Genomic DNA, 23,524 nt, shown 5'->3' on the forward strand with positions numbered 1-23,524 from the left:
GCTGACGCTTTGCTTTCGCAACAGAAAACATTTGTTGACGCTTCGTTTTTACAAGAGAAAATATTACTACCTGTTAGTATGGAATAAAATCGATGTTTAAATTCCGTTGAAATTGGTTATAACTAAGTAGGCGCTATTATAACTTTCATGATCACAAAGGAGATGAACATTTATGATTAGCTTTATTTGGTACCTTATTATTGGCGGTCTGTTAGGTTGGCTCGCAGGGGTTATTTTAGGGAAAGATGTCCCTGGAGGCGTTATCGGTAATATTATTGCTGGTATTATCGGCTCTTGGGTCGGCAGTATGCTTCTCGGTAATTGGGGCTGGAAAGTTTCCGACTTTTATGTTTTCCCAGCATTAATCGGTGCTGTTATTTTAATCTTTATTGTGAGCTTTGTCATGAAATCTATGCGCAAAGCAACGTAAAATTCTCAGGTAACGGGCAGCCGTTCTTTCTACAACGAGTAATCAGTGGGGCTTCTCCTCACTGATTATTTGTTTCGTTTGATACGAAGGAGCTGTCCGATTTAGATAAGTCCCTATTTTTGAGCGAATGTGGTTGCCTTGCGGGCGAATTTCGCTTTTTAACGGGCGAAAATAGACGTTTTGCGGGCGAATTCACCTATCTTACGAGCGAATCGTTACTTTAGAACTATACATTTGGAAAATACAAGGTTTTACGTTCTTCAAAATGATGCCTACTTTCTGGATAACCCGTTTATTTTTTGGCGTTTGCTTGCTGCAATGCCACACGCTCTAGCTCCTCACTATGTTCTCGGTATTGCTTATAATAAAATAAAATATCCTCTACATATTTTTGGCTATGATTGTATTGATAAATAGCTTTTTTCAGCTCACCCTTTGCTACGCCTGCTTTTGCTAAAAAGTTGGCAGCCGAATACATCGCATCCTCAATATCGTAAGGGTCTGCTATACCGTCATTATTTGCATCAACACCATAGCCGCCGTATTTTTTTATAATTTTTGGATTCGTTTTATCTTCTAGCTTAATTTCCCCTTTGCCTAAGCCTGTACAAGTGGGATGCTTCCACCCGACAAAGGTGCATGGCATAAACTGCATATGCCCCTCTGCTCCAACGGGTGATACAAGCGTAGACATCGTTGAAAAACGCGTTTCCACACGATGATGTGCGGCTAGCAGCGTCCAAGGAACTCCGTACTTCTCCCCTGCCGCCATATAGATCGGGATATACTCCAGTGGAATTTCCAAATCAAAATTCACTTGTAATTGCAGCACTTCCTCTGTCTCTTCAATCGCTTCTTTAAAAGCTGGTATTGACTGCAAATCCTTCCATGCTAAATAGACAAAAAAATAAACCGTTATCGCAATCGGTACTAACAGTATAATAATCCATATTTGAATTTTTTGAGAAAGCAACGGATCTTTTTTCTTTTTTGCCATGTTCGCACCCCACAAATTTACAGCTAACAAACTTACGAATTACTCATTAACTGTATTATCGAAATAAAACGTATTTTGTTTAACTTAATTCAGCATATGTTTTTCTGTTGCTGAATTAAGTTAAGCCTCCAGCGGATGTCACAGATTTTGAAGAGGAAATTTTCGAGCAAGTTCGAAAAAATCTGGACGCAATTATACCATGGCGTAATTGATTAGTATTTTTCAGCTAGTCGCTTGCCAACTGCTATAAAACAATATAGAATACAGTTTCATACAAGAACAAAAGGAGCACGACGATATGTGGAAAGACTTTAAAGAATTTGCGATGCGTGGCAATGTTATTGATTTAGCAGTAGCCGTTGTCATTGGGGCAGCGTTCGGTAAAATTGTATCATCATTAGTTGACGATATTATTATGCCATTAATCGGCGTATTAACAGGTGGCATTAATTTTTCAGAAAGCTTCGTGTTTGGTATTGGTGATGCACAAGTCCAAGTCGGCGCATTTTTACAATCAATTATTGACTTCACATTAATCGCCTTCGCTATTTTCATGGCTATTCGCATCATGAATAAACTGAGTGCGAAAAAAGAAGCGGTAGAGGAAGAAAAAGCACCAGAAGTGGATTCAAAAGAAGAATTGTTGAAAGAAATTCGCGATTTATTAAAAGAAAAATAAATCTAATACATGAAAAACGAAAACAGCGCTGTTTTCGTTTTTTTGTTGCTTAATTCAGAGAAAAGCTATTGATACGATAGATTATAAATGATAAATTGGTTTAATAGTCGAAACATTCTACTTGTTTCACGAAATATAATGATAGAAAGAGTGAGTTTATGACAAAGCAGCGTATTGAAACAACATTAGTGCAACTAGGAAATCATAGTGACCCAAAAACAGGGGCTGTCAACCCACCCGTTCATTTCTCAACAGCATATAAACATGATGGCATTGGCAAATCGACTGGCTACGATTATACACGTACAAAAAATCCAACACGTTCCATTTTAGAGGACGGTATTGCCAAGCTTGAAGGTGGCGACGCGGGCTTTGCTTGTAGCTCAGGAATGGCGGCAATTCAGCTTGTCTTATCATTATTTAAGCCGAACGATGAACTTATTTTACCTGAAGATTTATATGGCGGCACATATCGCCTCTTGAAAACATATTCAGACAGCTACAATATTAAACCGGTGTATGCAACATTTGCATCGGTGGAAGAAGTAAAGGCGTTAATTACTGAAAATACACGCGCGTTATTTATCGAAACACCAACAAATCCATTAATGCAAGAAATTGATTTAGCAGCATATGCGGCGGTTGCCAAAGAGTACGGCTTACTTTTAATCGTAGATAATACATTCTATACACCATATTTCCAGCGTCCAATCGAGCTTGGTGCAGACATCGTTCTTCACAGTGCAACAAAATACATCGGCGGACATAATGACGTATTAGCTGGGCTTGTTGTCGCAAAAGGTGAGGAATTATGCGAGCGCTTAGGCTTTATCCATAACGGTGTCGGCATGACATTAGGACCGCTTGATGCATGGCTATTAATTCGTGGCTTAAAAACATTGCATTTACGTTTAAAGCAGCATGATGCAAACGCGAAGCAAGTTGCGGCGTATTTAGAGCAGGAGCCACTTGTAACAGATGTACTGTATACAGGAAAAGGTGGCATGCTGTCATTCCGCGTGAAAGATGAGGCAATGGTTGACCCGTTCCTACAAAATATTAAATTGATTACATTCGCGGAAAGCCTTGGTGGTGTGGAAAGCTTTATTACATATCCTGCAACACAAACACATGCGGATATTCCATACGAGGAGCGCGTAGCACGTGGCGTCTGTAACCGTTTATTACGCTTCTCTGTCGGTGTCGAGGAAGCGGAAGATTTAATCGAGGATTTACAACAAGTATTTGATGTGTTACGAAAGGAAGGGTTTTAATGGCAAACCTTGAAACAGCGTTAATTCACGGCGCAATTCGTGAAGGCTATGCGGATAAAAAAGGCGCTGTCAATGTGCCGATGTATTTATCCTCTACTTTCCATCAAGAATCGATTGATGAGTTTGGCGAATTTGATTATGCGCGTTCAGGCAATCCAACACGTGATGCATTAGAGCGTGCCATTGCTGAACTGGAAGGTGGCGACCGTGGCTTTGCCTTCGCTACAGGCATGGCCGCAGTAACAGCTTGCTTAATGCTGTTATCAAAAGGCGACCACATCGTCATTACAGAGGATGTCTATGGTGGAACGTACCGCTTTGTTACAAAGGTGCTACCACGCTACGGTATTACGCATACATTTGTTGATTTTACAGATTTGGAAGCAGTACGTGCAGCCGTGAAACCTGAAACAAAGCTGTTATACATTGAAACACCGTCTAATCCGACGTTAGGTATTACCGACATCCGCGCGGTAACGGCAATCGCAAAGGAGCACGGCGCATTATCGTTTTTAGATAATACCTTTATGACACCGTTACACCAACGCCCATTAGAACTAGGTGTCGATATCGTCATCCATAGTGCAACGAAGTTTTTATCGGGGCATTCAGATATTGTCGCAGGTCTTGCCGTCACAAAAACGCCAGAGCTAAGCAATCAGCTATACTTTATCCAAAACTCATTCGGCTCGGTACTAGGCGTACAAGATAGCTATACATTGATTCAAAATATGAAAACGACAGCGGTTCGCTATAATGAATCAAGCCGTGTGGCAATGAAAATTGCCCAATATTTACAAGCTCATCCACTTGTAGCAAAGGTCTATTACCCAGGCTTAGAAACACACCCTGGCTACGACATTCATGCGGCGCAGAGCACTTCTGCTGGTGCGGTGTTATCCTTTACATTACCAAGCTATGAAGTGGCGAAGAAATTTGTCCAAGCGATGCAAATTCCTGTTTTCGCGGTCAGCCTTGGCGGTGTGGAATCGATTTTATCATACCCAGCAAAAATGAGCCATGCAGCCATGGAGCCTGAAGAACGCCTGAAACGCGGCATTACAGACGGCTTGTTCCGCTTCTCTGTCGGCTTAGAAAATGAAGACGATTTGCTCGCTGACTTTGCTCAAGCATTGGAAAAAGCGACGCAATAAGCAAACCAGAGCTTTATGAACGGTTCATGTAAAATATCATAAAAGGCGTGTCTGAAAATTAATTTCGGGACACGCCTTTTTGGTGATATTTTTTATTGAAAAGTTGATTTTAATTTATTTTCTCTATGTAGAGAAAAACCTTTTTCCAAAAGCTCAAAATATTACAAGCCGTATTTCAATCCATTTCTCTCTGTACAGAGAGAAACATGGTTTAGGTGTATTGTTCATTCCACAAGTAATATTTCAATCCATTCCCTCCATACAGAGAGAAACTTAAAATGGCTTGTATGTCGTAAATACGTCCTTTATTTCAATCCATTCCCTCCATACAGAGAGAAACGATTTGACAATGAAAGAACGCTGTTCATCCTTTGTAATTTCAATCCATTCCCTCCATACAGAGAGAAACCATATATGTTGCAAATGGTAAAGTTGCAACAATATTTCAATCCATTCCCTCCATACAGAGAGAAACCATGAAATACACAAGATTATTCACTATCTAATTATTTCAATCCATTCCCTCCATACAGAGAGAAACTAATAACGATGGCATCACGATTATCGACTTAACAGATTTCAATCCATTCCCTCCATACAGAGAGAAACGGTAAAATGATGTCTTTTGAATCTGCCTCCTGTAATTTCAATCCATTCCCTCCATACAGAGAGAAACGTAGTATTTTAATTTTAATTACCAATTTTTGGATATTTCAATCCATTCCCTCCATACAGAGAGAAACATAAAATGTATAAAAATACGTTTTCTTATTTAGAATTTCAATCCATTCCCTCCATACAGAGAGAAACGATGATGGGGCGGCGGAATCAGCAAGCGCGGAGGGAATTTCAATCCATTCCCTCCATACAGAGAGAAACGTGGAGGGCTTTCTTTATACAAAAAATTTACATATTTCAATCCATTCCCTCCATACAGAGAGAAACCGTCTATACTCACAATGCAGACCTATGATGATAATTTCAATCCATTCCCTCCATACAGAGAGAAACGTACATTAGTAAAAGCACTGGTTTCTTTACAAAAATTTCAATCCATTCCCTCCATACAGAGAGAAACAAAGCTATTCCTAAAGAGCTGCCTAAGATTATGAATTTCAATCCATTCCCTCCATACAGAGAGAAACATCGCTAATTCGAAATCCACAATGTATACCTGTAAATTTCAATCCATTCCCTCCATACAGAGAGAAACGTTGACCATGTTATTCCTTTGGAAAATTGCACATATATTTCAATCCATTCCCTCCATACAGAGAGAAACTGTGAAAAATAATAGGAAACTAATAATTATCTCTATTTTTCACCAAAAAAACAAGATTATACGATTATATTAACCTAATTCATTTCCCATTTCAATGGAATTTTATCTGATTTATCGGTGCGAATCTCTTGGGAAAATCATGTTCGCTTCACATTCGCACCACATCTTTATTAAACTATTTAAATTAATTTCACATATCTATTTTTAAATTATTTAAATCTTTCGAAAAAACAGCTATACTATTCATGGAGGTGATATTATTTGAGGCTTCATCAACTTGAAGCGATTGTTAGACGAGTAAGTGAGGTGCATCCTGATTATTTATATTTTAAGGAACAGCTAGCTATGGTGAATGCTGGTATTTCGGGTGAGGATGAGGTGCAGTTCTTTTTGCAGGAGCTTGCTATGCCACATCGAGTCATTCGGAATCTGTCATTTTTAAATATGCAACAGCAGCGCCATGAGATTGATTTTGTCATTATTTTTGCGTCGTTGATTTTATGTTTGGAAGTAAAAAATGTGGCAGGTACACTACATTTTGATACGGATGCTTCACAATTACTGCGAACGCGCGCCGATGTTACAGAGCGCTTTCCGAATCCAATTGAGCAGCTAAATCGCCATTTGCGCGTGCTTTCTTCTTTCTTCCCCGATATTTCAATTCATGGTGCTGTCGTGATTGCGAATCGCCGCGCCATCATTGCAAGCAAACCTCTCGATTTTCCTATTTTCCATGCAGATTATGTGCTTAGTTTTATTGAGAAAAACCTTGTGCAATACGCTGAACCTTTACTTGATATAAATAAGGTTTACAATGATTTAATGATGTTGCATTCCCCTAAAAAAGAGAGCTTCACTTTTACTTTAAAACAGCTAAAACGCGGTATTTTTTGTGAGAAGTGTATGACGAAAATGCACTTTGTGCGCGGTAAATTTCTTTGTCCTTCTTGTCGTTTCCAAGATAAGTATGCTTATTTTCAAGCGTTACATGATTTTCGTTTGCTTGTTGATACGAAAATTACGAATCAGCAGTTTTGTGAGCTGTGTGAGCTACCATCAAGGTATGTAGCAAAGCGATTGTTAAAACTTTTGCCTACAGTTAAAAAAGGTGGTCACACTTATTATGAAATTCCTGAGCAAATTTTTACTATGTCCCCTGACAAAAGTAGTGATTCGCCCAACGAATGATGAAATTCGCCCAGCGAAGTGTGGTTTTCGCCCAACCATTTGCTGAATTCGCCCAGCCAATGCCCGTTTTCGCCCAACCAACACTCACAAACAAAAAAGCTGCTGGGACAAAGCCCAACAGCCATCTCATTAATTTAATCGTTCTTGAATTAATGTTTCCAAATCAATTGCAATCGTGTCGTATGAAACGCCATCTACGGTTTCTGAGTAGCCAGAGTAGTTTTTCACCGCTACCCCTGTTTCATCCACTAAATAAAATGTATTCATGTGCATCACTTGGTCATCGCCTTCAACTTTTCGAATTAATGTTTTGAAGGAATTTAAACCAAATTGCTCAATAAATTTTTGATTGTAGCCTGTCACAAGCTGCCATTTTGATTCGTCCGCCACATTGTAACGGCCTAAATATTCTGTTAACACTTCTGGTGTATCGTTGTCAGGGTCAACGGAAAAGGCCACGATATTATAATCTTCAACACCTTGTTCAGCTAGGCGATCTTGAATTTCAGCCATATTATTTGTCATTGGCGAACAAATCGTTGTACAGTTCGTAAAAATAAACATAGCTAACCATGGTTTCCCTTTTAAGCTGTCTAACGATACTTCCTCCCCGCGATGATTCGTTGCTGTAAAATTGGACACTTCATACGATGTTGTCGGCTTAAATTTATAATTGCTGCATGCGCTTAACACCATTGTTAACAGCACTAGCAATACAAGCATTTTTCTTTTCTTCATCTATCTCGCTCCACTCTCTCATCATTAAATTCATCTTAACGAATTCAGAAAGCGAATACAATAGCTTTAGTCGTGGAGACTTTCTGACGAATTTGTGAAGCGGTGTTTCACAAGTTAAGTTTCATCGAAAGTAGCACATCATGAATCGCCTCAAGCTTGCTTTCAATGCGATACAATAAATAAAATGAAACAAGTATCGGAAATCCTAAATCTTGAATCATCGTTACCCATTGCTCCATTTTTAGCACCTCCCTAAAAATTGCCCAGAAAGGCTGCGCTCGCTGGACAATTTGTCAATATTACATAACGTTAAACTCTTTTACAGTACGATTCACAAGACGTGCTGCTTTTTTGGCTACAATGCTAGCATCATCTCGCTTAAAGACGTTTTGCTCAACAATTGTTTGCATCACGGCTGCTACTTCTGCATCCGTTACATTTTCCTTCGGCGCTGCCACTGATAATGTCAGTGCCTTGTCATTTTCCAACTGAAAAATGAGCTGTAGTGTATTCGTCATTCGCTTGCTCCCTCCTCTCTTGTCATGAATGAATGCGTTGCTTATCCGAGCGTGTAATTGTGGCTAACGGATAAACGCTTAAACTAGCTAAAGCTGTTGCGACCACTCCGAGCTGCTCTGCTGTTGCAGTTGCTTGAATATTGCGGTACGAGGCTGTTTTATAAAGCTTTTTCCCTTCTTCACCTGTACCCGCTTCAAACTGTAGCGTCATCGTTGCTTGTTCAAATTCATATGCTGCCATGTCATTCCCCCCTTTCACCAGCTTATATAGCGATTGAAAGAGAGAAAAGGGACAGTACGAAAACATTTCGGATGCTAAATAGATGAAAAGCTTTTATAATAGAGAAAGAGATTGTAAAGAGGTGAATGATGTTGCTAAATAACTGGTTTTTATTATTTATCGTTTTTTGGGGTGTTGTCATGCTTAGCCTGCTCGTCATTGGGGGCTTTTTCATGTTCCGCAAGTTTTTAAAGCGCATGCCTAAAGATGACGGTAAATCTGACTTAGATTGGCAAGAATACTATTTAGATAAAACGATCCATTTATGGGGAGACGATGCAAAGGCATTGCTGAATGAACTGACTTCTCCTGTTCCTGAACTTTTCCGCCAAGTAGCAAAAGAGAAAATTGCAGGAAAAATTGGAGAACTCGCACTAAAGGAGCACGCTACAGCGATTGATCAAGATATTCTGATTCGCGGCTACATTGTCGCAACGCCAAAGCGTGACCATAAATTTTTACGTAAAAAGCTGGCAGAATTGAAAATCGATGTTGCCCCTTATGAGCATCTATTTTAAAAAGAAAAAGCGGTAGGAAAGATATGCCTTTCCTACTGCTTTTTCACGGATGACTGCATCACGTTCATTGAAAACTTACTTGATACCTTACAACTAGAAAGAAAAGAGATGAGGACCTAACTAAATTGCAGTTTCAAAAGTCCTAAGATGTTTTACTCAATATCCTGTCATAAAGAGAGAAAGCCGAACTATCTAAGAAACAATTGTAAAATGTTCCTTAATAGTTCGGCTTTTTGCTAAACATTAACGGTTTTTTCTAACTTTTTAAACTGCCATAGCATTGCAATGCGCCATGGTAAAATCATCGCGAATGCTAAAATCCAAAACATGCCGCCTAGCTCGCCAACATCTAAACCATTCGAAAAGACTAGTTTTAAGATGATTCGGAGCACAAGTAAGCCAACTAAAATAAAGAAAAAGGCTTTGGAGCGTTTTAGAAAAATAGCCCCTTCTCGCACTTCGAATTTGGAAGTTGCGATTAAAACGGATGAAAAAATCAAACCGATGGCTGCTGCCTCAACAATTTGTAATGGGGCAACACGAAATTCCTCAAAAATAAACATCAGTGCTCCTGTTGACATGGCGATTGGTGGAATGATGATTTTTCTTGCATTCACAGGTTTTTTTTGTGCACGCATACGAATAAACATCACAAATATGCCCATCACAACGGCCATCACAGTGGAGCCTATTAATAAATATTGAGAGGGGATAATATTGAACATTGGTTCCCTCCTGTTTTCTTCAGTTAACTACATAATGTATCCACAATTTGCTTTAATTCCTCAGGTTTAAACGGCTTGACGATAAAGTCTTTCACACCGTATCCTAAAGCCTCTTTAATATGGCGCTGCTGGCCCAATGCGGTAATCATAATAATTTTCGCATCTGGAAACTCGTCCATAATCCGCTTCGATGCCTCTAAGCCTGTCATCACAGGCATCGTTAAATCCATCGTAATTAAATCTGGCTGCAACTCTTTAAAAAGTGCTACTGCCTTTTTACCATTTGAAGCTTGTGCAACAACAGTAAAGCCCCATTCTTCAAACAATTTACTAATAAATGAACGCATAAACAAGGCATCATCTACGACCATAACTGTTGGCATAGCACTCCCCCCTTCAAACTTAAAACCCTGTGAAACCACCAAATAACCCAGAGAATATACGGATAATATAATCTAAGCCGTTAAAGAATAATAAAATACCGACTGCGATCATAATATAGCCGCCAATTTTCACGATTTTTTGGCTATTTCGACGAATCCAAGTTAATCTCGTTACAAAGAATGATAACACAAAGAACGGGATTGCAAAACCAAAATAATACGCAAGCATATACCAACCAGCTGAACCAGGCTGTGTACTTGCCAATGCTAAAATCGCTGCTAAAATCGGCCCTGTACATGGTGTCCACCCTGCCGCAAAGGCTAAGCCGATAACAGCTGAGCCGAAATAGCCAGATGGACGATTTTTAAATTCAATTTTGCGATCTTTCATTAAAAAGTCAATTTGCAGCCAGCCAACGATAATCAAACCAAATAAAACGATTAAAATGGCGCCAACTTGGCGTAATAAATCTTGATATTGTAGGAAAAATTCATTGACAAATGATGCGACAAAGCCGAGTGCAATAAAGATAATTGAAAAGCCGATTAAAAAGCTTAACGTATGCAAAACTGCTCTTCTTTGCATCATGCCCTTTTCCTTCGTTAATTCATCAAAGCTCATACCCGTTATGTACGATAGAAATGCTGGATAGAGCGGCAGCGTACATGGCGAAATAAAGCTTAAAAACCCTGCACCAAATGCTAATAGCACATTTAAATCTACACCTGTATTCATATTTATTCTTTCGCTCCCTTACTGTCATACATTCATCCTATCAAATTGGCGGGGAAAATGCGCTTGTTTCGACTGTGAAAGTTTTATGGCAAAAAGGTGAAAAAATTTTTCATATTTATGCGATTCTCCGCTTTTTCATATGCTGTTCACGCAAAGTAGATAGAGAGAAAATACAAAGTGCCAACCAAATAAATGAAAATGCTAGCAGCTCCACCTTCGTAAATGGCTCCTTATATAGAACAACGCCCAATACTAACATCATTGTTGGGGCAATATATTGCAAAAAACCGATTAAATATAACGGAATGCGCTGTGCACCCTTGGCAAAGAAAATGAGCGGAATCGCCGTCACAGCACCACTTGCGATAAGCAAAACATCCGTCGATAAACTGACATGTAAAAACGAAACCGTTCCTTGCTGGAATAAGTAAAGATAAAAGATAACAGCAATCGGTAATGTAAATAATGTTTCAATCGCTAAGCCTCGCAGTGCATCTAGCACAACTCTTTTTTTCAACACACCATAAATACCGAAGCTTAAAGCTAATACTAAAGCAATCCATGGCAGTTGCCCATAATTGATGGTCATAATCATTACACCTATTAGTGCAATTAGTACAGCCACAAGCTGTGTGCGCGACAATCTTTCCTTGAAAAAAAGCACGCCGAATAAAACAGAAATCAACGGATTAATATAATAGCCAAGGCTCGTTTCCAACATTTGATTGCTATTTACTGCATAAATAAATATGTACCAATTCACCGCAATCATCAATGAGGCAGCGATGAGTGAAGCAAGCTGCTTTTTATGCTGCCATAAATAGCGCAAATCCTGAAACAGCGCCGCTTTTTGCCCGATAATTACAATCGTCAACAGCGTAAAAATAAACGCCCAAATGATACGCCCTAGTAGCACTTCCATACTATCAACATGCTCTAACAGCTTCCAAAACAGCGGTAAAACGCCCCACATCGCATAGGACAAAAACGTATAAAGTATTCCTTTTCTCTCTTCGCTCATCTCAACCACTCCTATTTCTATCTCTACTCTCATATAATAGCATGATAGATACAATCATGTGGCATAGCGTGCTTCTTTACTGTCGATTCCGCTTGAAGGAGATGTTAACATGAAAAAAGTTGGCTTACTCGTATTTTCTCTTTTGTTTATTCATTCATCCTTTACGAATGAACGCTCTTTTTATCAGGAAATAGAGGAAGCGGTTACTGCACTTCGGACAAAGCATTGCCTTGCCTAAAGAAATACCCCCATTGGTCTTTACACATCGCCTTGGTCAATTGATTAATAATGACTACCTTGAACTTAAAACGAAAATTCATAGCCCTTATAGTTAAATGTATTGCAAAATCCTAAGCTTTCAGCGACAGCAACAGAAGGCTTATTACCCTCCATGCAATCCCAATACGGAATCATCTGCTGCTCAAAACAGCCTTTTACAAAATGGTGGGCTACGATTTGAGCTAATTTTTTCCCTTGATGCGCTTCCAACGTTTCAATATCTACACAATGAGTGTTTTCAACAACAAAGCCTGAAAAACAGACACTCACAATTTCGTTGTTATAAACAATGCTATAACCAATCCCTTCACTAAAAAAGCGCTCAGGCGTTGACCAAAACTCGTCTATTTTTGCATGTAAAAATTCAAGGTTTTTTATCCTAGCATTTTTATAGAGCGCCTTATCCATTTTATGCACCGTGTATCCTTTTTCAAGCAAAGGCTCCCGCTCAGGCTGATAATCCTCTTTATGTAAAATGTACACCTTTTGAAGCCAGCTTCCCACTTCACGATGTGCTAATAACGATTCAATCGTCTGATTCCATTTTTGATGATTGCCTACCCCTTCAAACCATGTTAACCCTACTTTTTTCGCTTCTGGTGCAATGACAGCGTCAAGAAACGCATTGATTTCTTGATTGAAACGCTCATTATTTTCATCTCCAATAAAGATAAAACCATCATTATTCCCTAACCAAATCAGCCCAGTTGTAGGTTTATTTGTATCATCGACAAATGTACGCCCTGGATTGATGCCCGCAATAATGGCTTTCCCTTCTATTTGTCCTTGTTCATTTATCATGCTTGCACATTTATGAAAATCACTTGGCTGTAATTCTGAAATCATTGTTCTTTCCCCTCTCATAGTAGCTACGGTTATTCATCACAGACAAGATTGTTCAATTAAGATACATATTGGATTTGCTTTATTTTCTATAGATTAAACAATCTCCTTCCTACATTATAACAAATAAAAACCATAATGCGTCAATTTTGGTAGTTGATACTCCATTTAAAAACAACTACATTGTGCTAAGGGGGAAGCAAAGATTTAGCAACTTGGGCTATTTGGAAAGACAGTCCCTTTTCAAACAGCCCCATTTATATTTTCTAAACGCTAAACAAAAGCTTTTTTATATGCTAAATTAGCAATCGTTAACAGAATTATTATAATAACCATAACAATAATCAAAGAACCCATCGCATTGCCATAATTCATTAATAGCACTTCATACATGCCTCTGACAAAATACTGAAAAGGATTAAAAAGGCTCAATGTTTGTAGCCATTTCGGCAGGTTAGTTATTGCATAAAACGCTTGGCTTAATGCAATTAACGGCAGGGCAATTAAATTTGTATACATGCTTACTTGATTAATCGATTTACTAATAAATGCAACGATAAATGCTGTTAAAGCAAATCCAACTGTTCCTATTACTACAAATAGCAATAGGAAGGCGAGCTGCATGATATTTATTTTGGCAGCCAATACCGTTACACTCGCTAAAATTAACACTACAGTAAGTATGATTGATACAATTATCCAGGCAGAAATCGTAGCAAGTGAAAATTTCGTGAAGCTCACAGGTGTGATTCTTAATAATTTATAAACACCTTGCATCTGTTGCTGATAAATTGTAAATGCGCTTGTCACCATTGCCCAAAAGATAATGCTGACACCTATAACGCCGGCCAGCAATTGGTATTGGTAATGCGCTGTTGGAAAGTATAAACCTAAGCCAATAAAAAGAACTAAAGGTAAAATAATGGAGTATGTGATTAGATAGACGCCTCGCAAGGAGCTTTTTAAAGCAAGCAAAAATGTTGTCATCATTTTCTCACCTCCTCATTGGCGAATTTTAAATACAATTCCTCTAAGCTTTTGACATCATAATCATTTAATAAATTGGCAATTGAATCATCAAATTGTTTTTGAAAATCCTTAATCAATAAAACTCTATCTGCAAGTTCCTGTACCTCTTGCATATCATGTGATGAAAAAATAATCGTTTTCCCCTTCTGCTTCAATTCCTTTATTAAGGCCATCATTTCATTTCTAGCTTTTGGGTCTAGTGCAGCAGATGGCTCATCTAACACGATTATTTTGGGATTATGCGCAGTCGCGATGGCAATGGCCAATTTCTTTTGCTGACCTCCTGATAATTTTGTTGTGACTTTATGGGCATGTTCATCTAAATTAAAACTTTTTAAAATATTAAAGCGTTGTTCCTTTGTCTGCTCCACTCCATAAAAGGCTAAAAAAATTCGCAAGTTCTCATCTACTGTCAGCTCAGGGAAAATGGGTGTATCTTGAAGCTGCGCCCCTATTTTCTTCTTATACATCTCATGAATGCCGACACGCCCCTTATCAGGCTGCCGTATACCAAGCAATAATTCAATCAACGTTGTCTTCCCCGCTCCATTTGGTCCAATAATTGCGATAATTTCATTTTCATAAATTGTCGTTGATAAATTTTTAATCACTTGTTTTTTACGATAAGACTTACTTATATTTTCTACAGTAATAATCGTCTTCATATAAACCTCCTAGCCAAATTTGCATAACCAATGTTGGTTATTGGTATAAAAAAATTTGTTTTTATTTTATCAATTGCGCGTCCAGATTTTTTTCGAGCTTGCGCCTAGTCGAAGTTAACCTAAAAGGGTCTCGCCACGCACCAACGGTTAACTGCCCTGCACCGTGCAGGGCGATATCTGTTGGAAGCTTGAGCCAACATGATGTTGGTTGTGCGCGTGACGTTCTTAGACTGAACTCCTCTTTTTCAGCGGGTATAAAGATGGGAGACTTCTGTACCTGTCGCTACATTTTCAATACAAAAACATTGCTGAATCAAGTTAAATGCTTTTTTAGGTTATTAATTAAATCGAGCTGCAACTCAATTTGCTTATGAATGTTATCAAATATGAGATCCATTTCAGTTGTTAGATGATTCGCTTCTTCCTTGGATTGTCTGCCATGACTCATAAATTGTAGCTCATTTAACAAATGCTGTTCATTTTCTTCCAGTGCTGCAATTGCTTCTTCTTTGTTTACTTTTGTTAAAAATGAAATAGCACTATAAATTGCTGTTGGATATGCTAAATCACCTTTTCGAAGCTGCTTAATGACTAAAGCGTGAACTTCCTCTTCTCCTTTTTCAGTAATAGCAAATCGCGCTTTTTGACGATTCCCCGTAGATTCAATTGTTTCAACTTTAATAAACGCTTCTTGCTCTAATTTTTTTAATGCATGGTAGACAGAGCCTGATAAAATACCTGCCCATTTGTCTGAGCCTGATTGCTGAAGCACTTGCTGTATTTCATATCCTGTCATACTTTGATTGGATAATAACCCTAATATGATTAAACGTGTAGACATACAATTCCTCCAAATAGCCAACGTTGGTTATATTCATGTTATGTTGATTGTTCTAAATTGTCAATGGCTATTTTGCATTTTTTGTTCATTAAAGCCGAATCACTTAAAACCTTGAAACGAGTGCTTTAATATTTTCTAGTTCAAAAGTACTGATTCGCCCGTAAGATAGGTGAATTCGCCCGTAAGACCTCTTGATTCGCCCATTAAACAATGAAATCCGCCCGCAAGACCTCTTGATTCGCCCGTTAAACAATGAAATCCGCCCGCAAGATTTCTTGATTCGCCCGCTAAACAGTGAAATCCGCCCGTAAGACGCGCAAATTCGCTCACACAAACGAAAAAACAAGAGGCGTGTCTGCTTTTCAGACAGCCTCTTGTTCTCTATAAACTCGCCATGCCATTTTGTAATAAATACATTTTGTAATACAAGCCTTGCTGGGCGAGGAGTTCTTGATGTGTACCGCGCTCCTTAATTTCGCCTTGGTGTAGCACCAAAATTTGCTCCGCATCTTGAATTGTTGATAAACGGTGTGCAATGGCAATCGTTGTACGCCCTTTTCGCATCTTCTCTAAGGATTGCTGAATCGCCACTTCGGTTTCGGTATCGATTGCCGCTGTTGCCTCATCGAGCACGAGCACTTTTGGATTCGTCGCAATCGTGCGGGCGAAGGCTAATAGTTGACGCTGACCACTTGAAAACGTTGAGCCACGCTCTGTCACCTTTTGCTTATATTTATCAGGCAATGTATTAATAAATTGGTCTGCCTGCACAAATTCAGCGGCTTTTTCTACATCAATATCCGTTAATTCCTTATTATATAGGCGGATATTGCTGTCGATTGTGCCGTAAAATAAAAATGGATCTTGTAGAACGAGTCCGAGCTTTTGGCGAATTTCCTCTTGGCTAAATGCTTTAATCGATTCGCCATCAATATGAATGTCGCCTTTTTCAAACTCATAAAAGCGCATCAATAAATTGATAATCGAGCTTTTTCCACTTCCTGTATGACCGACGAGTGCGACCGTTTCACCAGGGTTGACCGTGAATGAAATATTTTTCAACACATCCTTTTGTCCATCATAGCTGAATGTCACATCTTTAAAGTCGATACGACCATTAGTAATTTGCCCTGCGCGATTTTGCTGCACAGGCTCAAGCTCTTCCTCATCTAATAACGCAAACACACGTGATGCTGCAACGAGTGCCTGCTGGAAAATCGCTAAACGCTCCATTACTTGATTAATTGGCTCAAAGAAGCGGTTAATATACGTAATAAACGCGTAGACAACCCCTACTTCAACCGCTGTTGTTAAAGAGGTTTTCCCGAAATAAACTAAAAGTAGCACGATTGCTGCAAAATACACTAAATCAACAACTGGACGTAACAATAAGCTATTGAGCTTTGTATTGTCCATCATCGCTTTGAAATGCTTGTTATTAATATCATCAAACTCATCATTAAAGCGCTTTTCTTGGCGGAATGCTTGCACGATGCTCATGCCTGATAAAGATTCCGCTAGTTTGGCATTCAATTCACTGAGCTTTTCGCGCATTTCCATATACACAACCGAGCTCAATTTACGGTATAAATAAATAATGTAAATGACGATTGGTAATAACACTAATGCAAATAATGCCAGCACAGGATTCATTAAAAACATCGCCACATAGACGCCGATAATTAAAAATCCTGCCTGCACGAAGCTAATTAAAACGCTCACGAACATATCTTTAATCGCTTCCGTATCATTTGTCGCACGCGAAACGATGGAGCCAGCAGGGACACGGTCAAAATAACGCATGCCGAGCTGATGAATTTTCGTAAAGACGTCGATGCGTAGCTGCTGAATGATTTTCAGCGCAATTTCTTGGAATTTCACAAGCTGTAAATAGCTAATGACTACATTTAAAATTTGAATTGTCGCATAGCTAATCGCTAAAAATAGGATTGGGTTCGTGTCAAAATTGCCAATTGCCACATGGTCATCTAAAAAGACTTTAATAATATATGGCCCTAGCACATCGCCTGTAACGGTTAAAACCAGTAACAGAAGTGCGATAATGACCGCTTTTTTATGCGGCTTTAAATAACGAAGTAGCCGCTTCAATATCGCAGTTTGCTCTTTGCGTGAAAAGGTTGGTTGCTTTTCCATCTTACATTCCCCCCTTTTCTACTTGTTGTTCTAATTGCTGTAGTTCATACATTTCATAGTAACGACCACGTAAGTCCATTAATTCCTCATGTGTGCCCTTCTCTACGACCGTTCCTTCATGCATCACGATAATGACATGCGCATGCTGAATGGCACTTAAACGATGCGATGTAATAATCGTTGTCGCATTTTCACGTGAAGCTTTTAATGCATGTAAAATCGCTTCCTCCGTTTTCGCATCAACGGCAGATAGCGAATCATCTAAAATTAATAGCTCCGGTTCCATCATCAAGGCACGTGCAATCGAAATCCGTTGCTTTTGTCCACCTGATAACGAAACGCCACGCTCTCCGACAATCGTTGCATAGCCTTCTGTAAAGCCTAAAATATCGTCATGGATATGTGCCAATGTTGCGGCATGCTCGACTTTTTCTCGTGCTGCATCTGGATTTGTAAAGGCAATATTTTTGTAAATGCTTGATGAAAATAAAAAATGATCCTGTGGCACATAGCCAATTGCCTCACGCAATGCCAGCATTTTATAATCATCAATCGCAATATCCCCATAAGTGATATTCCCTTTATAGCCGTCAAACTCACGCAAAAGCAGCTTCAATACCGCTGTTTTTCCAGAGCCTGTTTTGCCGACAATACCTAATGTTTGCCCTTGCTTTAAATCAAAATGAACATTCGTTAAAGATGGCGTTGCATCCTCTGGGAATGTAAATGAATCCACATGGAAGGCTAAATCGCCTTTTGGTCGCACATCATATGCGCCCGTTTTATCCATAATTTCCACAGGTTCATTTAATAATTGCTCGATACGATTATAGGAAGCTGAACCACGCTCTACGATATTAAATAACATCCCAATCGCCAACATCGGCCATACAAGCAAGCCCAAATATGTAGTAAAGGCGATTAAATCACCAATTGTCATAGCACCTTCCGTAATAAACTTCGCACCGAAACCTAAGCTTAGGAAAAAGCTGACACCGATAACAAGGCTAATCGTTGGGTCAAATAAGGAATCAATTTTTGCTACACGCATATTTTTATCTACGACATCGTTTGATAAGTGCGTAAAATCATCAATATCATCTCGCTGCTGTCCGAACGTTTTAATAACCTTCATCCCCGAAATACTTTCCTGCGTTTTATCATTTAAATCCGAAAACGCCGCCTGTGCATGACGGAAGCGCTCATGCAGAAGCTTGCCGTAATAATTTGTCAGCAAGGCCATGAAAGGCATTGGAATTAAGGCAATCAGCGTTAAGCGCCAATCAATCGTAATAGCCATTGCTAAAATAACAAAGGTACCCGTTGTAATGGAGTCAAATAATGTTAATACGCCTCCACCTGCTGTTTGTTGCACAGCCGAAATATCATTCGTTGCATGGGCCATTAAATCTCCGACACGTCGCTTTTGATAAAAGGAAGGAGACATTTTTGTAAAATGGCGAAACAATTTTTCTCGTAAATTTTTCGCTAAATAGTTGGATGAGCCAAAAATCATTTGACGCCAATAATAACGCATAATGTACATTAATATAGCGGATGCGACAATGATGCCCACCCATTTTGTTAGTGCGCTTGCCGTTAGCGTACCGTCACCGATTTCATCAATGGTATAACCAATTACTTTCGGCGGCACAAGCTGTAAAATTGCTACGAGTGTCAGCATTAAAATACCGATAAAATATTCACGCCTACGCTCTTTAAAAAACCACCCGAGCTTTAAAAATACTTTCATTCTTTCCCCCACCTTCATACTTTGACTCGCCTATTTTATCAAATATTCAAACATTATTGAATAGTTATTCAACATTTTGTTTCGGTTTTTGAAATATTTCAGTCAAAGGGCTGAGATTGCGACTATTGCCCACATGCATTTTTGTCTGGGTTTTCGCACCCGTTCCAAAATTCACTACTTGCTGCGCTAGCGTTACACTTTCACAACAGAAAAAACATTGTTGAAGCAAGGTTAATTTGCAATATAACCATTGAAGTAGTACGAAAAAAATGAATAAAATCATAAGTAATGGAAATATTTAAATGTAATATATTCTTGACTTTATGTAATAAATAAATTACAATTTGTATAAATTTGCGTTAGTACCAAAATTCACTAAGAAAAGAGGGATTATGTGCTTGAGAATAAAATTCAAGTTGGGAGGGCTGAAAAAAAAATGACGCAGCAGCAGCTAGCAGATGCCGTAGGAGTGAGTAGACAAACGATCGTTGCCTTAGAAAAAAATAAATATAACCCTTCATTAATATTAGCCTTTAAAATTTCTGAAACACTTGGCAAAGAAATCACATGTGTATTTGAATATAAGGAGGAAAAATAATGCTTACTTTGATTACAGGTTCCATTATCGGATTAGTCGTGCTTGTCATCATCTCAGAAATCTATAAAATGTCTTTTGAACGTAGCAAAGAGTCAAAAGATGAAAGAGGCCAAATACTGCTATTTAAAATAAAATCCTTTTCCTATTCACTTCTAACAATCGGTATTATCGCCGGTGTTATATTAGTAGCTATACTTGATTTAGTGAATAAAGACCTCTTTATTTATTATGTGATGATTATATTTTTTATCCAAAGTATAGCATCCTCTATTTACTTAGCAATCGTCAGAAAAATATAATGGAACAGGGGCTGTTCAAAAAATAATACAGCCCCCATCCCATTACTCTCCTTGATTTTTTAACGGCATCACACAGCTTTGCTCATCACATGAGCCTGTTGGAAAAATGGTTCTTCTTGTCGCAATAAAATCATACACTCTTTGCCCAATGCCTAAAAAAATGGCAACGCTAATAAAAGGAACGAAAATCCACAACAAAGGGATATTTTTACATATTCTATTTATACTATAAATGCCATCCTCTATTTTACCATTCGCCCTTTTAACAGAATGCATGCGGTTTTCTAAATTAGCAAGACTCACATCGTAATCAGCTACAGCACCTGGCTCTCTAAAAGAAAGAAACTCTATACGATTAAACCAATCGAATCTTTGAAATTTTTTAATGCTTTTTATGCAAAATGGGCACCAACCATCATATAATACAATAATTGAAGCAACAGGCGATTGCTTTGCTAATTTATTGGATTTTGGTCGCAGGAAGGACAGCCATTTTTCATATTTTCGCTTAACGTATAATGAACATGATTTGTACTCTTTATCCGATAAAAATAAAAGCTGATTGACAATCATTATAAATGAAAAGCTAAAGAGCCCCATGACGATAAAAATACCTGTATGCAACCCGATAACACCGAGCATTCCTATATATTTTGTCTTTTGATTAAACAACAGAAACGGGTATGCTAACTGAACAATAACCGCTAAATACGATCCACCAACGATGATGATATCTGACGAAAAAATGAAATCCTTGAAAAATGGATGTGAAAACTCCTCTACTTGCAAAATATAATACAAAGCTGTTCCGCTTTGCCACAATTCTCCCATCGCTTTATGGAAACCTGAAGTAATATAAAGTATACAAACTTGTAGAAGGCAGGCAAGAATCGCTAAATTATGCACTAAATTTTTTAAGGAAAATGCCTCTATATGCTTTTTAGAAGATTTTACATGTGCATCAATTGAAAAATATCGTGTAGTATCAGCAAATAGTAAATAAAATAAAAGAATACGAATAATATTGTCGCCACCATCTAATATAAGAGTGTTCTGACTCATAATTGACCAAACAAAAATAAAATTCAAAATGGCTACCCGTTTACCTTTATAGCCAAAGATAAAGAGAATTGAAACAATTATTCCTAAATGATAAATAATATCAAAATATAAATTTGAATTATTAAGGCTATATAAAGAGTAATTGTATAAAAAGGGTTCGGCTGAGCTGCTTGTACCGATTAAGCCATTCGGTCCCCACAAAAAATAACGTTGAGAATAATGAATGGCATAGTTATAAAGAATAATGAAGCCAAAGGCAATTCGAATTAAGCTAGCACCAATGAGCATATGCTTTTTTTGATTGAGTAAGGCAAATTTATTCATCACGGATTCCTCCCTAGAACATCGACACTATATTTTGTGGTTTTTCCCAGTCAAATTCAACATACTGCTTATCAATCTCTACATCACTTACGCCATTTTTAGAAAATGGAACGGGGCTTGTTTCGACAAGAAGCACTTTAAATTCTAAAATATCACTGTCTGGATAGGCACTTTTTAAATGTGCCTCTGCAAATCTGTTTACTAATTTATTTGACATTTCAACTTGCGCATCTTTCTCTTCATTGACAATTAATTTTTCATACTTTTCCTGATCGAGCTTTCCTTCATGCACTTTACTAATAATTTTTTGAATCGTCTCGTCTCTTTCTAATCGCAAACTATAAGCGGATCTAGGTATTCTTAACAATCGATTATAAGGTGTAAATCGATTCGCTTGATTGTTTTCAACCATATAATCAAGCATATCTAACCAACCCGTCGTTGTAACACCATCAGCTGATTGAATTTTTGCCTTGACATAAAATTGGCTATTCGTTGAGACAGGAGTCGGGGCGAATAGTTTCCAGTTTTGAGTAAATAGGGGCTCCATATAAAAATTGATTTGCTGATTATATTTTGCTTTTATCGGATTGGAAGGCGTATTATAAATAAGCGTTACGGTAAAATGAAAGATAAATCCTAAACATAAAAAAATTGCAGCTATTTTTTTCCACATAATAAACACCTCTCTCTAGTTTGTTATTTATTAAGAAATTGATGAAATATAAAAGGCTGCCTGAAAAGTAAGCAATTTTTACATTTTCAGACAGCTAAAAAAATAAAAGTAGAATACCTTATTGTTAACAAGCACCCCTACTTACTAATCAAATGATTCGATTATATCTTCATACTTATAGTTTTCGTTAATTTCCACATGCTCACCGAAAACTGCCTTGCCTACCGCTTTTCCTAGGCTAAAGGCACCACCCATAAGTGCAGCTCAACCGAGGGCGGCCCATGCCATCGGTTGAGCCTCTTCTTTCAACGCGAGCTCCACATTTAGCGGCTTTTCGTTAATCGGTGCGGCTCCTACTGTCATGGAACTCAATCCTCCACCTCCTCCTAACAAAAATAAAGCCATTGTAGAAATAATAAACTCTCTTCTCAACAAGCGTTCACCTCGAATCTATGACGCTATCTTCAAATTGAGTTACCAATCAAATGACTCTATAATATCTTCATAGTTGTAATTAGACCCTCTCTCATCATTATCACCAATGACAGCTTCAGCCGCTTTTTCACCTACGACAAACCCTACTCCCCACGCAGCTCCTTTTAATGCAGCTTTTCCTACAGCAGCCCATATCATTGGCTGAACCTCGTCCTTTTTCAGCGATTGCTCAATATTGATAGACTTTTCATGGATTGGCGCTGCTCCTACTGTGCCTGAGCTTAGCCCCGCACCTCCTACTAATAAAGATAAAGCTAGTCCTGATGCTAAAATCGATTTCTTCATCAAAATTCCTCCTTTAATTTATGATTAAAAATCAAATGCTTGTACTACATCCTCATAGTCATAATCAGATTGAATTTCCACACTATCACCAAGGACAGCTTTAGCAGCCCTTCCTACAGTAGCCCATATCATTGGCTGAATCTCGTCCTTTTTCAACGATTGCTCGATATTGACAGGCTTCGCTGCTCTCACCGTACTGGAGCTAAACCCAGCTTCTCCTACTAACAAAGATATTGCCAACCCTGATGCTAACTAAAATAGATTACTTCACTATAATTCCTGTCTCTTATACACATCT

The 23,524-nt window shown here is 38.4% G+C and carries 29 protein-coding genes and 1 CRISPR repeat array; of the genes, 9 read left to right on the forward strand and 20 right to left on the reverse strand.

What is annotated here, in order from left to right; translation table 11 throughout:
* Positions 1-172 precede the first annotated feature (172 nt).
* On the forward strand, positions 173-430 hold the full coding sequence (locus C9J34_RS10455; RefSeq protein WP_107839814.1) for a GlsB/YeaQ/YmgE family stress response membrane protein: 258 nt from the start codon (positions 173-175) through the stop codon (positions 428-430).
* 292 nt (positions 431-722) lie between these two features.
* Here the strand turns inward: C9J34_RS10455 and C9J34_RS10460 are convergent, their stop codons facing one another.
* Complete coding sequence (locus C9J34_RS10460) at positions 723-1,427, reverse strand: lytic transglycosylase domain-containing protein (RefSeq protein WP_107839815.1); 705 nt, start codon at positions 1,425-1,427, stop codon at positions 723-725.
* Between the two features lie 298 nt (positions 1,428-1,725).
* Between C9J34_RS10460 and mscL the strand changes: the two genes are divergently transcribed.
* The 4 genes from mscL to C9J34_RS10480 all read left to right on the forward strand — a co-directional run bounded on the left by mscL (position 1,726) and on the right by C9J34_RS10480 (position 7,004).
* A complete protein-coding gene (gene mscL / locus C9J34_RS10465) occupies positions 1,726-2,106 on the forward strand; it encodes a large conductance mechanosensitive channel protein MscL (RefSeq protein WP_107839816.1) in 381 nt (126 codons plus the stop codon).
* 158 nt (positions 2,107-2,264) lie between these two features.
* A complete protein-coding gene (locus tag C9J34_RS10470; protein WP_107839817.1) occupies positions 2,265-3,380 on the forward strand; it encodes a methionine biosynthesis PLP-dependent protein in 1,116 nt (371 codons plus the stop codon).
* On the forward strand, positions 3,380-4,534 hold the full coding sequence (locus tag C9J34_RS10475; RefSeq protein WP_107839818.1) for an aminotransferase class I/II-fold pyridoxal phosphate-dependent enzyme: 1,155 nt from the start codon (positions 3,380-3,382) through the stop codon (positions 4,532-4,534). The genes C9J34_RS10470 and C9J34_RS10475 overlap by 1 nt, the downstream gene beginning before the upstream one ends.
* 240 nt (positions 4,535-4,774) lie before the next feature.
* Positions 4,775-5,816: direct repeats of the CRISPR family, unit length 33 nt; unit sequence ATTTCAATCCATTCCCTCCATACAGAGAGAAAC.
* Positions 5,817-6,077: 261 nt separating this feature from the next.
* Positions 6,078-7,004: a nuclease-related domain-containing protein gene (locus C9J34_RS10480; RefSeq protein WP_107839819.1), complete on the forward strand. Its 927-nt coding sequence runs from the start codon at positions 6,078-6,080 to the stop codon at positions 7,002-7,004.
* Between the two features lie 129 nt (positions 7,005-7,133).
* Here the strand turns inward: C9J34_RS10480 and C9J34_RS10485 are convergent, their stop codons facing one another.
* The 4 genes from C9J34_RS10485 to C9J34_RS10500 all read right to left on the reverse strand — a co-directional run bounded on the left by C9J34_RS10485 (position 7,134) and on the right by C9J34_RS10500 (position 8,501).
* Positions 7,134-7,742 (reverse strand): SCO family protein, encoded by a 609-nt coding sequence (locus C9J34_RS10485; RefSeq protein WP_107839820.1) that lies wholly within the window; start codon positions 7,740-7,742, stop codon positions 7,134-7,136.
* Positions 7,743-7,849: 107 nt separating this feature from the next.
* Complete coding sequence (locus C9J34_RS10490) at positions 7,850-7,981, reverse strand: YvrJ family protein (protein WP_107839821.1); 132 nt, start codon at positions 7,979-7,981, stop codon at positions 7,850-7,852.
* Positions 7,982-8,041: 60 nt separating this feature from the next.
* Positions 8,042-8,260, reverse strand: coding sequence for a DUF2922 domain-containing protein (locus C9J34_RS10495; protein ID WP_107839822.1), 219 nt, complete (start codon positions 8,258-8,260; stop codon positions 8,042-8,044).
* Between the two features lie 22 nt (positions 8,261-8,282).
* Positions 8,283-8,501 (reverse strand): DUF1659 domain-containing protein, encoded by a 219-nt coding sequence (locus tag C9J34_RS10500; protein WP_193768962.1) that lies wholly within the window; start codon positions 8,499-8,501, stop codon positions 8,283-8,285.
* Between the two features lie 131 nt (positions 8,502-8,632).
* Between C9J34_RS10500 and C9J34_RS10505 the strand changes: the two genes are divergently transcribed.
* A complete protein-coding gene (locus C9J34_RS10505; protein ID WP_193768964.1) occupies positions 8,633-9,058 on the forward strand; it encodes a DUF2621 domain-containing protein in 426 nt (141 codons plus the stop codon).
* Positions 9,059-9,294: 236 nt separating this feature from the next.
* On the opposite strand, the gene C9J34_RS10510 is transcribed toward C9J34_RS10505, so the two are convergent.
* The 4 genes from C9J34_RS10510 to rarD all read right to left on the reverse strand — a co-directional run bounded on the left by C9J34_RS10510 (position 9,295) and on the right by rarD (position 11,923).
* Entirely contained in the window at positions 9,295-9,783 is a 489-nt protein-coding gene (locus tag C9J34_RS10510) for a CcdC family protein (protein ID WP_107839825.1), read from the reverse strand.
* 23 nt (positions 9,784-9,806) lie between these two features.
* Positions 9,807-10,166, reverse strand: coding sequence for a response regulator (locus C9J34_RS10515; protein ID WP_107839826.1), 360 nt, complete (start codon positions 10,164-10,166; stop codon positions 9,807-9,809).
* Between the two features lie 19 nt (positions 10,167-10,185).
* The gene (locus C9J34_RS10520; protein WP_107839827.1) at positions 10,186-10,902 is read right to left on the reverse strand and encodes a cytochrome c biogenesis CcdA family protein; all 717 of its coding nucleotides are present in this window, start codon (positions 10,900-10,902) and stop codon (positions 10,186-10,188) included.
* 115 nt (positions 10,903-11,017) lie between these two features.
* Entirely contained in the window at positions 11,018-11,923 is a 906-nt protein-coding gene (rarD, locus tag C9J34_RS10525; RefSeq protein ID WP_107839828.1) for an EamA family transporter RarD, read from the reverse strand.
* A gap of 109 nt (positions 11,924-12,032) precedes the next feature.
* Here rarD and C9J34_RS22625 point away from each other — a divergent pair, with 109 nt between their 5' ends.
* On the forward strand, positions 12,033-12,161 hold the full coding sequence (locus C9J34_RS22625) for a hypothetical protein (protein ID WP_274523359.1): 129 nt from the start codon (positions 12,033-12,035) through the stop codon (positions 12,159-12,161).
* 65 nt (positions 12,162-12,226) lie between these two features.
* On the opposite strand, the gene C9J34_RS10530 is transcribed toward C9J34_RS22625, so the two are convergent.
* From C9J34_RS10530 to C9J34_RS10555, 6 genes are all read right to left on the reverse strand, one after another.
* Positions 12,227-13,048 carry a GNAT family N-acetyltransferase gene (locus C9J34_RS10530; protein WP_107839829.1) on the reverse strand — a complete coding sequence of 274 codons (822 nt, stop codon included), beginning with the start codon at positions 13,046-13,048 and terminating at the stop codon, positions 12,227-12,229.
* 270 nt (positions 13,049-13,318) lie between these two features.
* Positions 13,319-14,035 carry an ABC transporter permease gene (locus tag C9J34_RS10535; protein ID WP_107839830.1) on the reverse strand — a complete coding sequence of 239 codons (717 nt, stop codon included), beginning with the start codon at positions 14,033-14,035 and terminating at the stop codon, positions 13,319-13,321.
* Positions 14,032-14,739, reverse strand: coding sequence for an ABC transporter ATP-binding protein (locus C9J34_RS10540; protein ID WP_107839831.1), 708 nt, complete (start codon positions 14,737-14,739; stop codon positions 14,032-14,034). Before C9J34_RS10540 ends, C9J34_RS10535 begins: the two co-directional genes overlap by 4 nt.
* Before the next feature lie 313 nt (positions 14,740-15,052).
* Positions 15,053-15,580, reverse strand: a complete 528-nt coding sequence (locus C9J34_RS10545) for a PadR family transcriptional regulator (protein ID WP_107839832.1) — start codon at positions 15,578-15,580, stop codon at positions 15,053-15,055.
* Between the two features lie 381 nt (positions 15,581-15,961).
* Positions 15,962-17,734 (reverse strand): ABC transporter ATP-binding protein, encoded by a 1,773-nt coding sequence (locus tag C9J34_RS10550; RefSeq protein ID WP_107839833.1) that lies wholly within the window; start codon positions 17,732-17,734, stop codon positions 15,962-15,964.
* A gap of 1 nt (position 17,735) precedes the next feature.
* Complete coding sequence (locus tag C9J34_RS10555) at positions 17,736-19,487, reverse strand: ABC transporter transmembrane domain-containing protein (RefSeq protein ID WP_107839834.1); 1,752 nt, start codon at positions 19,485-19,487, stop codon at positions 17,736-17,738.
* Between the two features lie 394 nt (positions 19,488-19,881).
* Between C9J34_RS10555 and C9J34_RS10560 the strand changes: the two genes are divergently transcribed.
* Complete coding sequence (locus C9J34_RS10560) at positions 19,882-20,085, forward strand: helix-turn-helix transcriptional regulator (protein WP_107839835.1); 204 nt, start codon at positions 19,882-19,884, stop codon at positions 20,083-20,085.
* On the forward strand, positions 20,085-20,384 hold the full coding sequence (locus C9J34_RS10565) for a hypothetical protein (RefSeq protein ID WP_107839836.1): 300 nt from the start codon (positions 20,085-20,087) through the stop codon (positions 20,382-20,384). Before C9J34_RS10560 ends, C9J34_RS10565 begins: the two co-directional genes overlap by 1 nt.
* Before the next feature lie 42 nt (positions 20,385-20,426).
* Here the strand turns inward: C9J34_RS10565 and C9J34_RS10570 are convergent, their stop codons facing one another.
* The 5 genes from C9J34_RS10570 to C9J34_RS21715 form a co-directional block, all read right to left on the reverse strand.
* Complete coding sequence (locus C9J34_RS10570) at positions 20,427-21,770, reverse strand: DCC1-like thiol-disulfide oxidoreductase family protein (protein ID WP_107839837.1); 1,344 nt, start codon at positions 21,768-21,770, stop codon at positions 20,427-20,429.
* Between the two features lie 13 nt (positions 21,771-21,783).
* Complete coding sequence (locus tag C9J34_RS10575) at positions 21,784-22,446, reverse strand: DUF5819 family protein (RefSeq protein ID WP_107839838.1); 663 nt, start codon at positions 22,444-22,446, stop codon at positions 21,784-21,786.
* A gap of 264 nt (positions 22,447-22,710) precedes the next feature.
* Positions 22,711-22,878, reverse strand: coding sequence for a hypothetical protein (locus C9J34_RS21940; protein WP_193768963.1), 168 nt, complete (start codon positions 22,876-22,878; stop codon positions 22,711-22,713).
* Positions 22,879-22,920: 42 nt separating this feature from the next.
* The gene (locus C9J34_RS10580; RefSeq protein WP_107839839.1) at positions 22,921-23,226 is read right to left on the reverse strand and encodes a hypothetical protein; all 306 of its coding nucleotides are present in this window, start codon (positions 23,224-23,226) and stop codon (positions 22,921-22,923) included.
* Between the two features lie 24 nt (positions 23,227-23,250).
* On the reverse strand, positions 23,251-23,454 hold the full coding sequence (locus tag C9J34_RS21715) for a hypothetical protein (RefSeq protein WP_153062625.1): 204 nt from the start codon (positions 23,452-23,454) through the stop codon (positions 23,251-23,253).
* Between the last annotated feature and the right edge of the window lie 70 nt (positions 23,455-23,524).

Source organism: Metasolibacillus meyeri, from assembly GCF_003049505.1.
Taxonomy (GTDB): domain Bacteria; phylum Bacillota; class Bacilli; order Bacillales_A; family Planococcaceae; genus Metasolibacillus; species Metasolibacillus meyeri.

Excerpts from the sequence above, each read along its gene's own strand:
- C9J34_RS10580 (WP_107839839.1), bottom strand. The coding sequence starts at position 23,226 with ATGAAGAAATCGATTTTAGCATCAGGACTAGCTTTATCTTTATTAGTA.
- C9J34_RS10530 (WP_107839829.1), bottom strand. The coding sequence starts at position 13,048 with ATGATTTCAGAATTACAGCCAAGTGATTTTCATAAATGTGCAAGCATG.
- C9J34_RS10515 (WP_107839826.1), bottom strand. The coding sequence starts at position 10,166 with ATGCCAACAGTTATGGTCGTAGATGATGCCTTGTTTATGCGTTCATTT.
- mscL (WP_107839816.1), top strand. The coding sequence starts at position 1,726 with ATGTGGAAAGACTTTAAAGAATTTGCGATGCGTGGCAATGTTATTGAT.
- C9J34_RS10535 (WP_107839830.1), bottom strand. The coding sequence starts at position 14,035 with ATGATGACAACATTTTTGCTTGCTTTAAAAAGCTCCTTGCGAGGCGTC.
- C9J34_RS22625 (WP_274523359.1), top strand. The coding sequence starts at position 12,033 with ATGAAAAAAGTTGGCTTACTCGTATTTTCTCTTTTGTTTATTCATTCA.
- C9J34_RS10510 (WP_107839825.1), bottom strand. The coding sequence starts at position 9,783 with ATGTTCAATATTATCCCCTCTCAATATTTATTAATAGGCTCCACTGTG.
- C9J34_RS10475 (WP_107839818.1), top strand. The coding sequence starts at position 3,380 with ATGGCAAACCTTGAAACAGCGTTAATTCACGGCGCAATTCGTGAAGGC.
- C9J34_RS10565 (WP_107839836.1), top strand. The coding sequence starts at position 20,085 with ATGCTTACTTTGATTACAGGTTCCATTATCGGATTAGTCGTGCTTGTC.
- C9J34_RS10575 (WP_107839838.1), bottom strand. The coding sequence starts at position 22,446 with ATGTGGAAAAAAATAGCTGCAATTTTTTTATGTTTAGGATTTATCTTT.
- C9J34_RS10495 (WP_107839822.1), bottom strand. The coding sequence starts at position 8,260 with ATGACGAATACACTACAGCTCATTTTTCAGTTGGAAAATGACAAGGCA.
- C9J34_RS10545 (WP_107839832.1), bottom strand. The coding sequence starts at position 15,580 with ATGTCTACACGTTTAATCATATTAGGGTTATTATCCAATCAAAGTATG.
- C9J34_RS10490 (WP_107839821.1), bottom strand. The coding sequence starts at position 7,981 with ATGGAGCAATGGGTAACGATGATTCAAGATTTAGGATTTCCGATACTT.
- C9J34_RS10540 (WP_107839831.1), bottom strand. The coding sequence starts at position 14,739 with ATGAAGACGATTATTACTGTAGAAAATATAAGTAAGTCTTATCGTAAA.
- C9J34_RS10460 (WP_107839815.1), bottom strand. The coding sequence starts at position 1,427 with ATGGCAAAAAAGAAAAAAGATCCGTTGCTTTCTCAAAAAATTCAAATA.
- C9J34_RS10455 (WP_107839814.1), top strand. The coding sequence starts at position 173 with ATGATTAGCTTTATTTGGTACCTTATTATTGGCGGTCTGTTAGGTTGG.
- rarD (WP_107839828.1), bottom strand. The coding sequence starts at position 11,923 with ATGAGCGAAGAGAGAAAAGGAATACTTTATACGTTTTTGTCCTATGCG.
- C9J34_RS10485 (WP_107839820.1), bottom strand. The coding sequence starts at position 7,742 with ATGAAGAAAAGAAAAATGCTTGTATTGCTAGTGCTGTTAACAATGGTG.
- C9J34_RS10570 (WP_107839837.1), bottom strand. The coding sequence starts at position 21,770 with ATGAATAAATTTGCCTTACTCAATCAAAAAAAGCATATGCTCATTGGT.
- C9J34_RS10500 (WP_193768962.1), bottom strand. The coding sequence starts at position 8,501 with ATGGCAGCATATGAATTTGAACAAGCAACGATGACGCTACAGTTTGAA.
- C9J34_RS10555 (WP_107839834.1), bottom strand. The coding sequence starts at position 19,487 with ATGAAAGTATTTTTAAAGCTCGGGTGGTTTTTTAAAGAGCGTAGGCGT.
- C9J34_RS10550 (WP_107839833.1), bottom strand. The coding sequence starts at position 17,734 with ATGGAAAAGCAACCAACCTTTTCACGCAAAGAGCAAACTGCGATATTG.
- C9J34_RS10520 (WP_107839827.1), bottom strand. The coding sequence starts at position 10,902 with ATGAATACAGGTGTAGATTTAAATGTGCTATTAGCATTTGGTGCAGGG.
- C9J34_RS10470 (WP_107839817.1), top strand. The coding sequence starts at position 2,265 with ATGACAAAGCAGCGTATTGAAACAACATTAGTGCAACTAGGAAATCAT.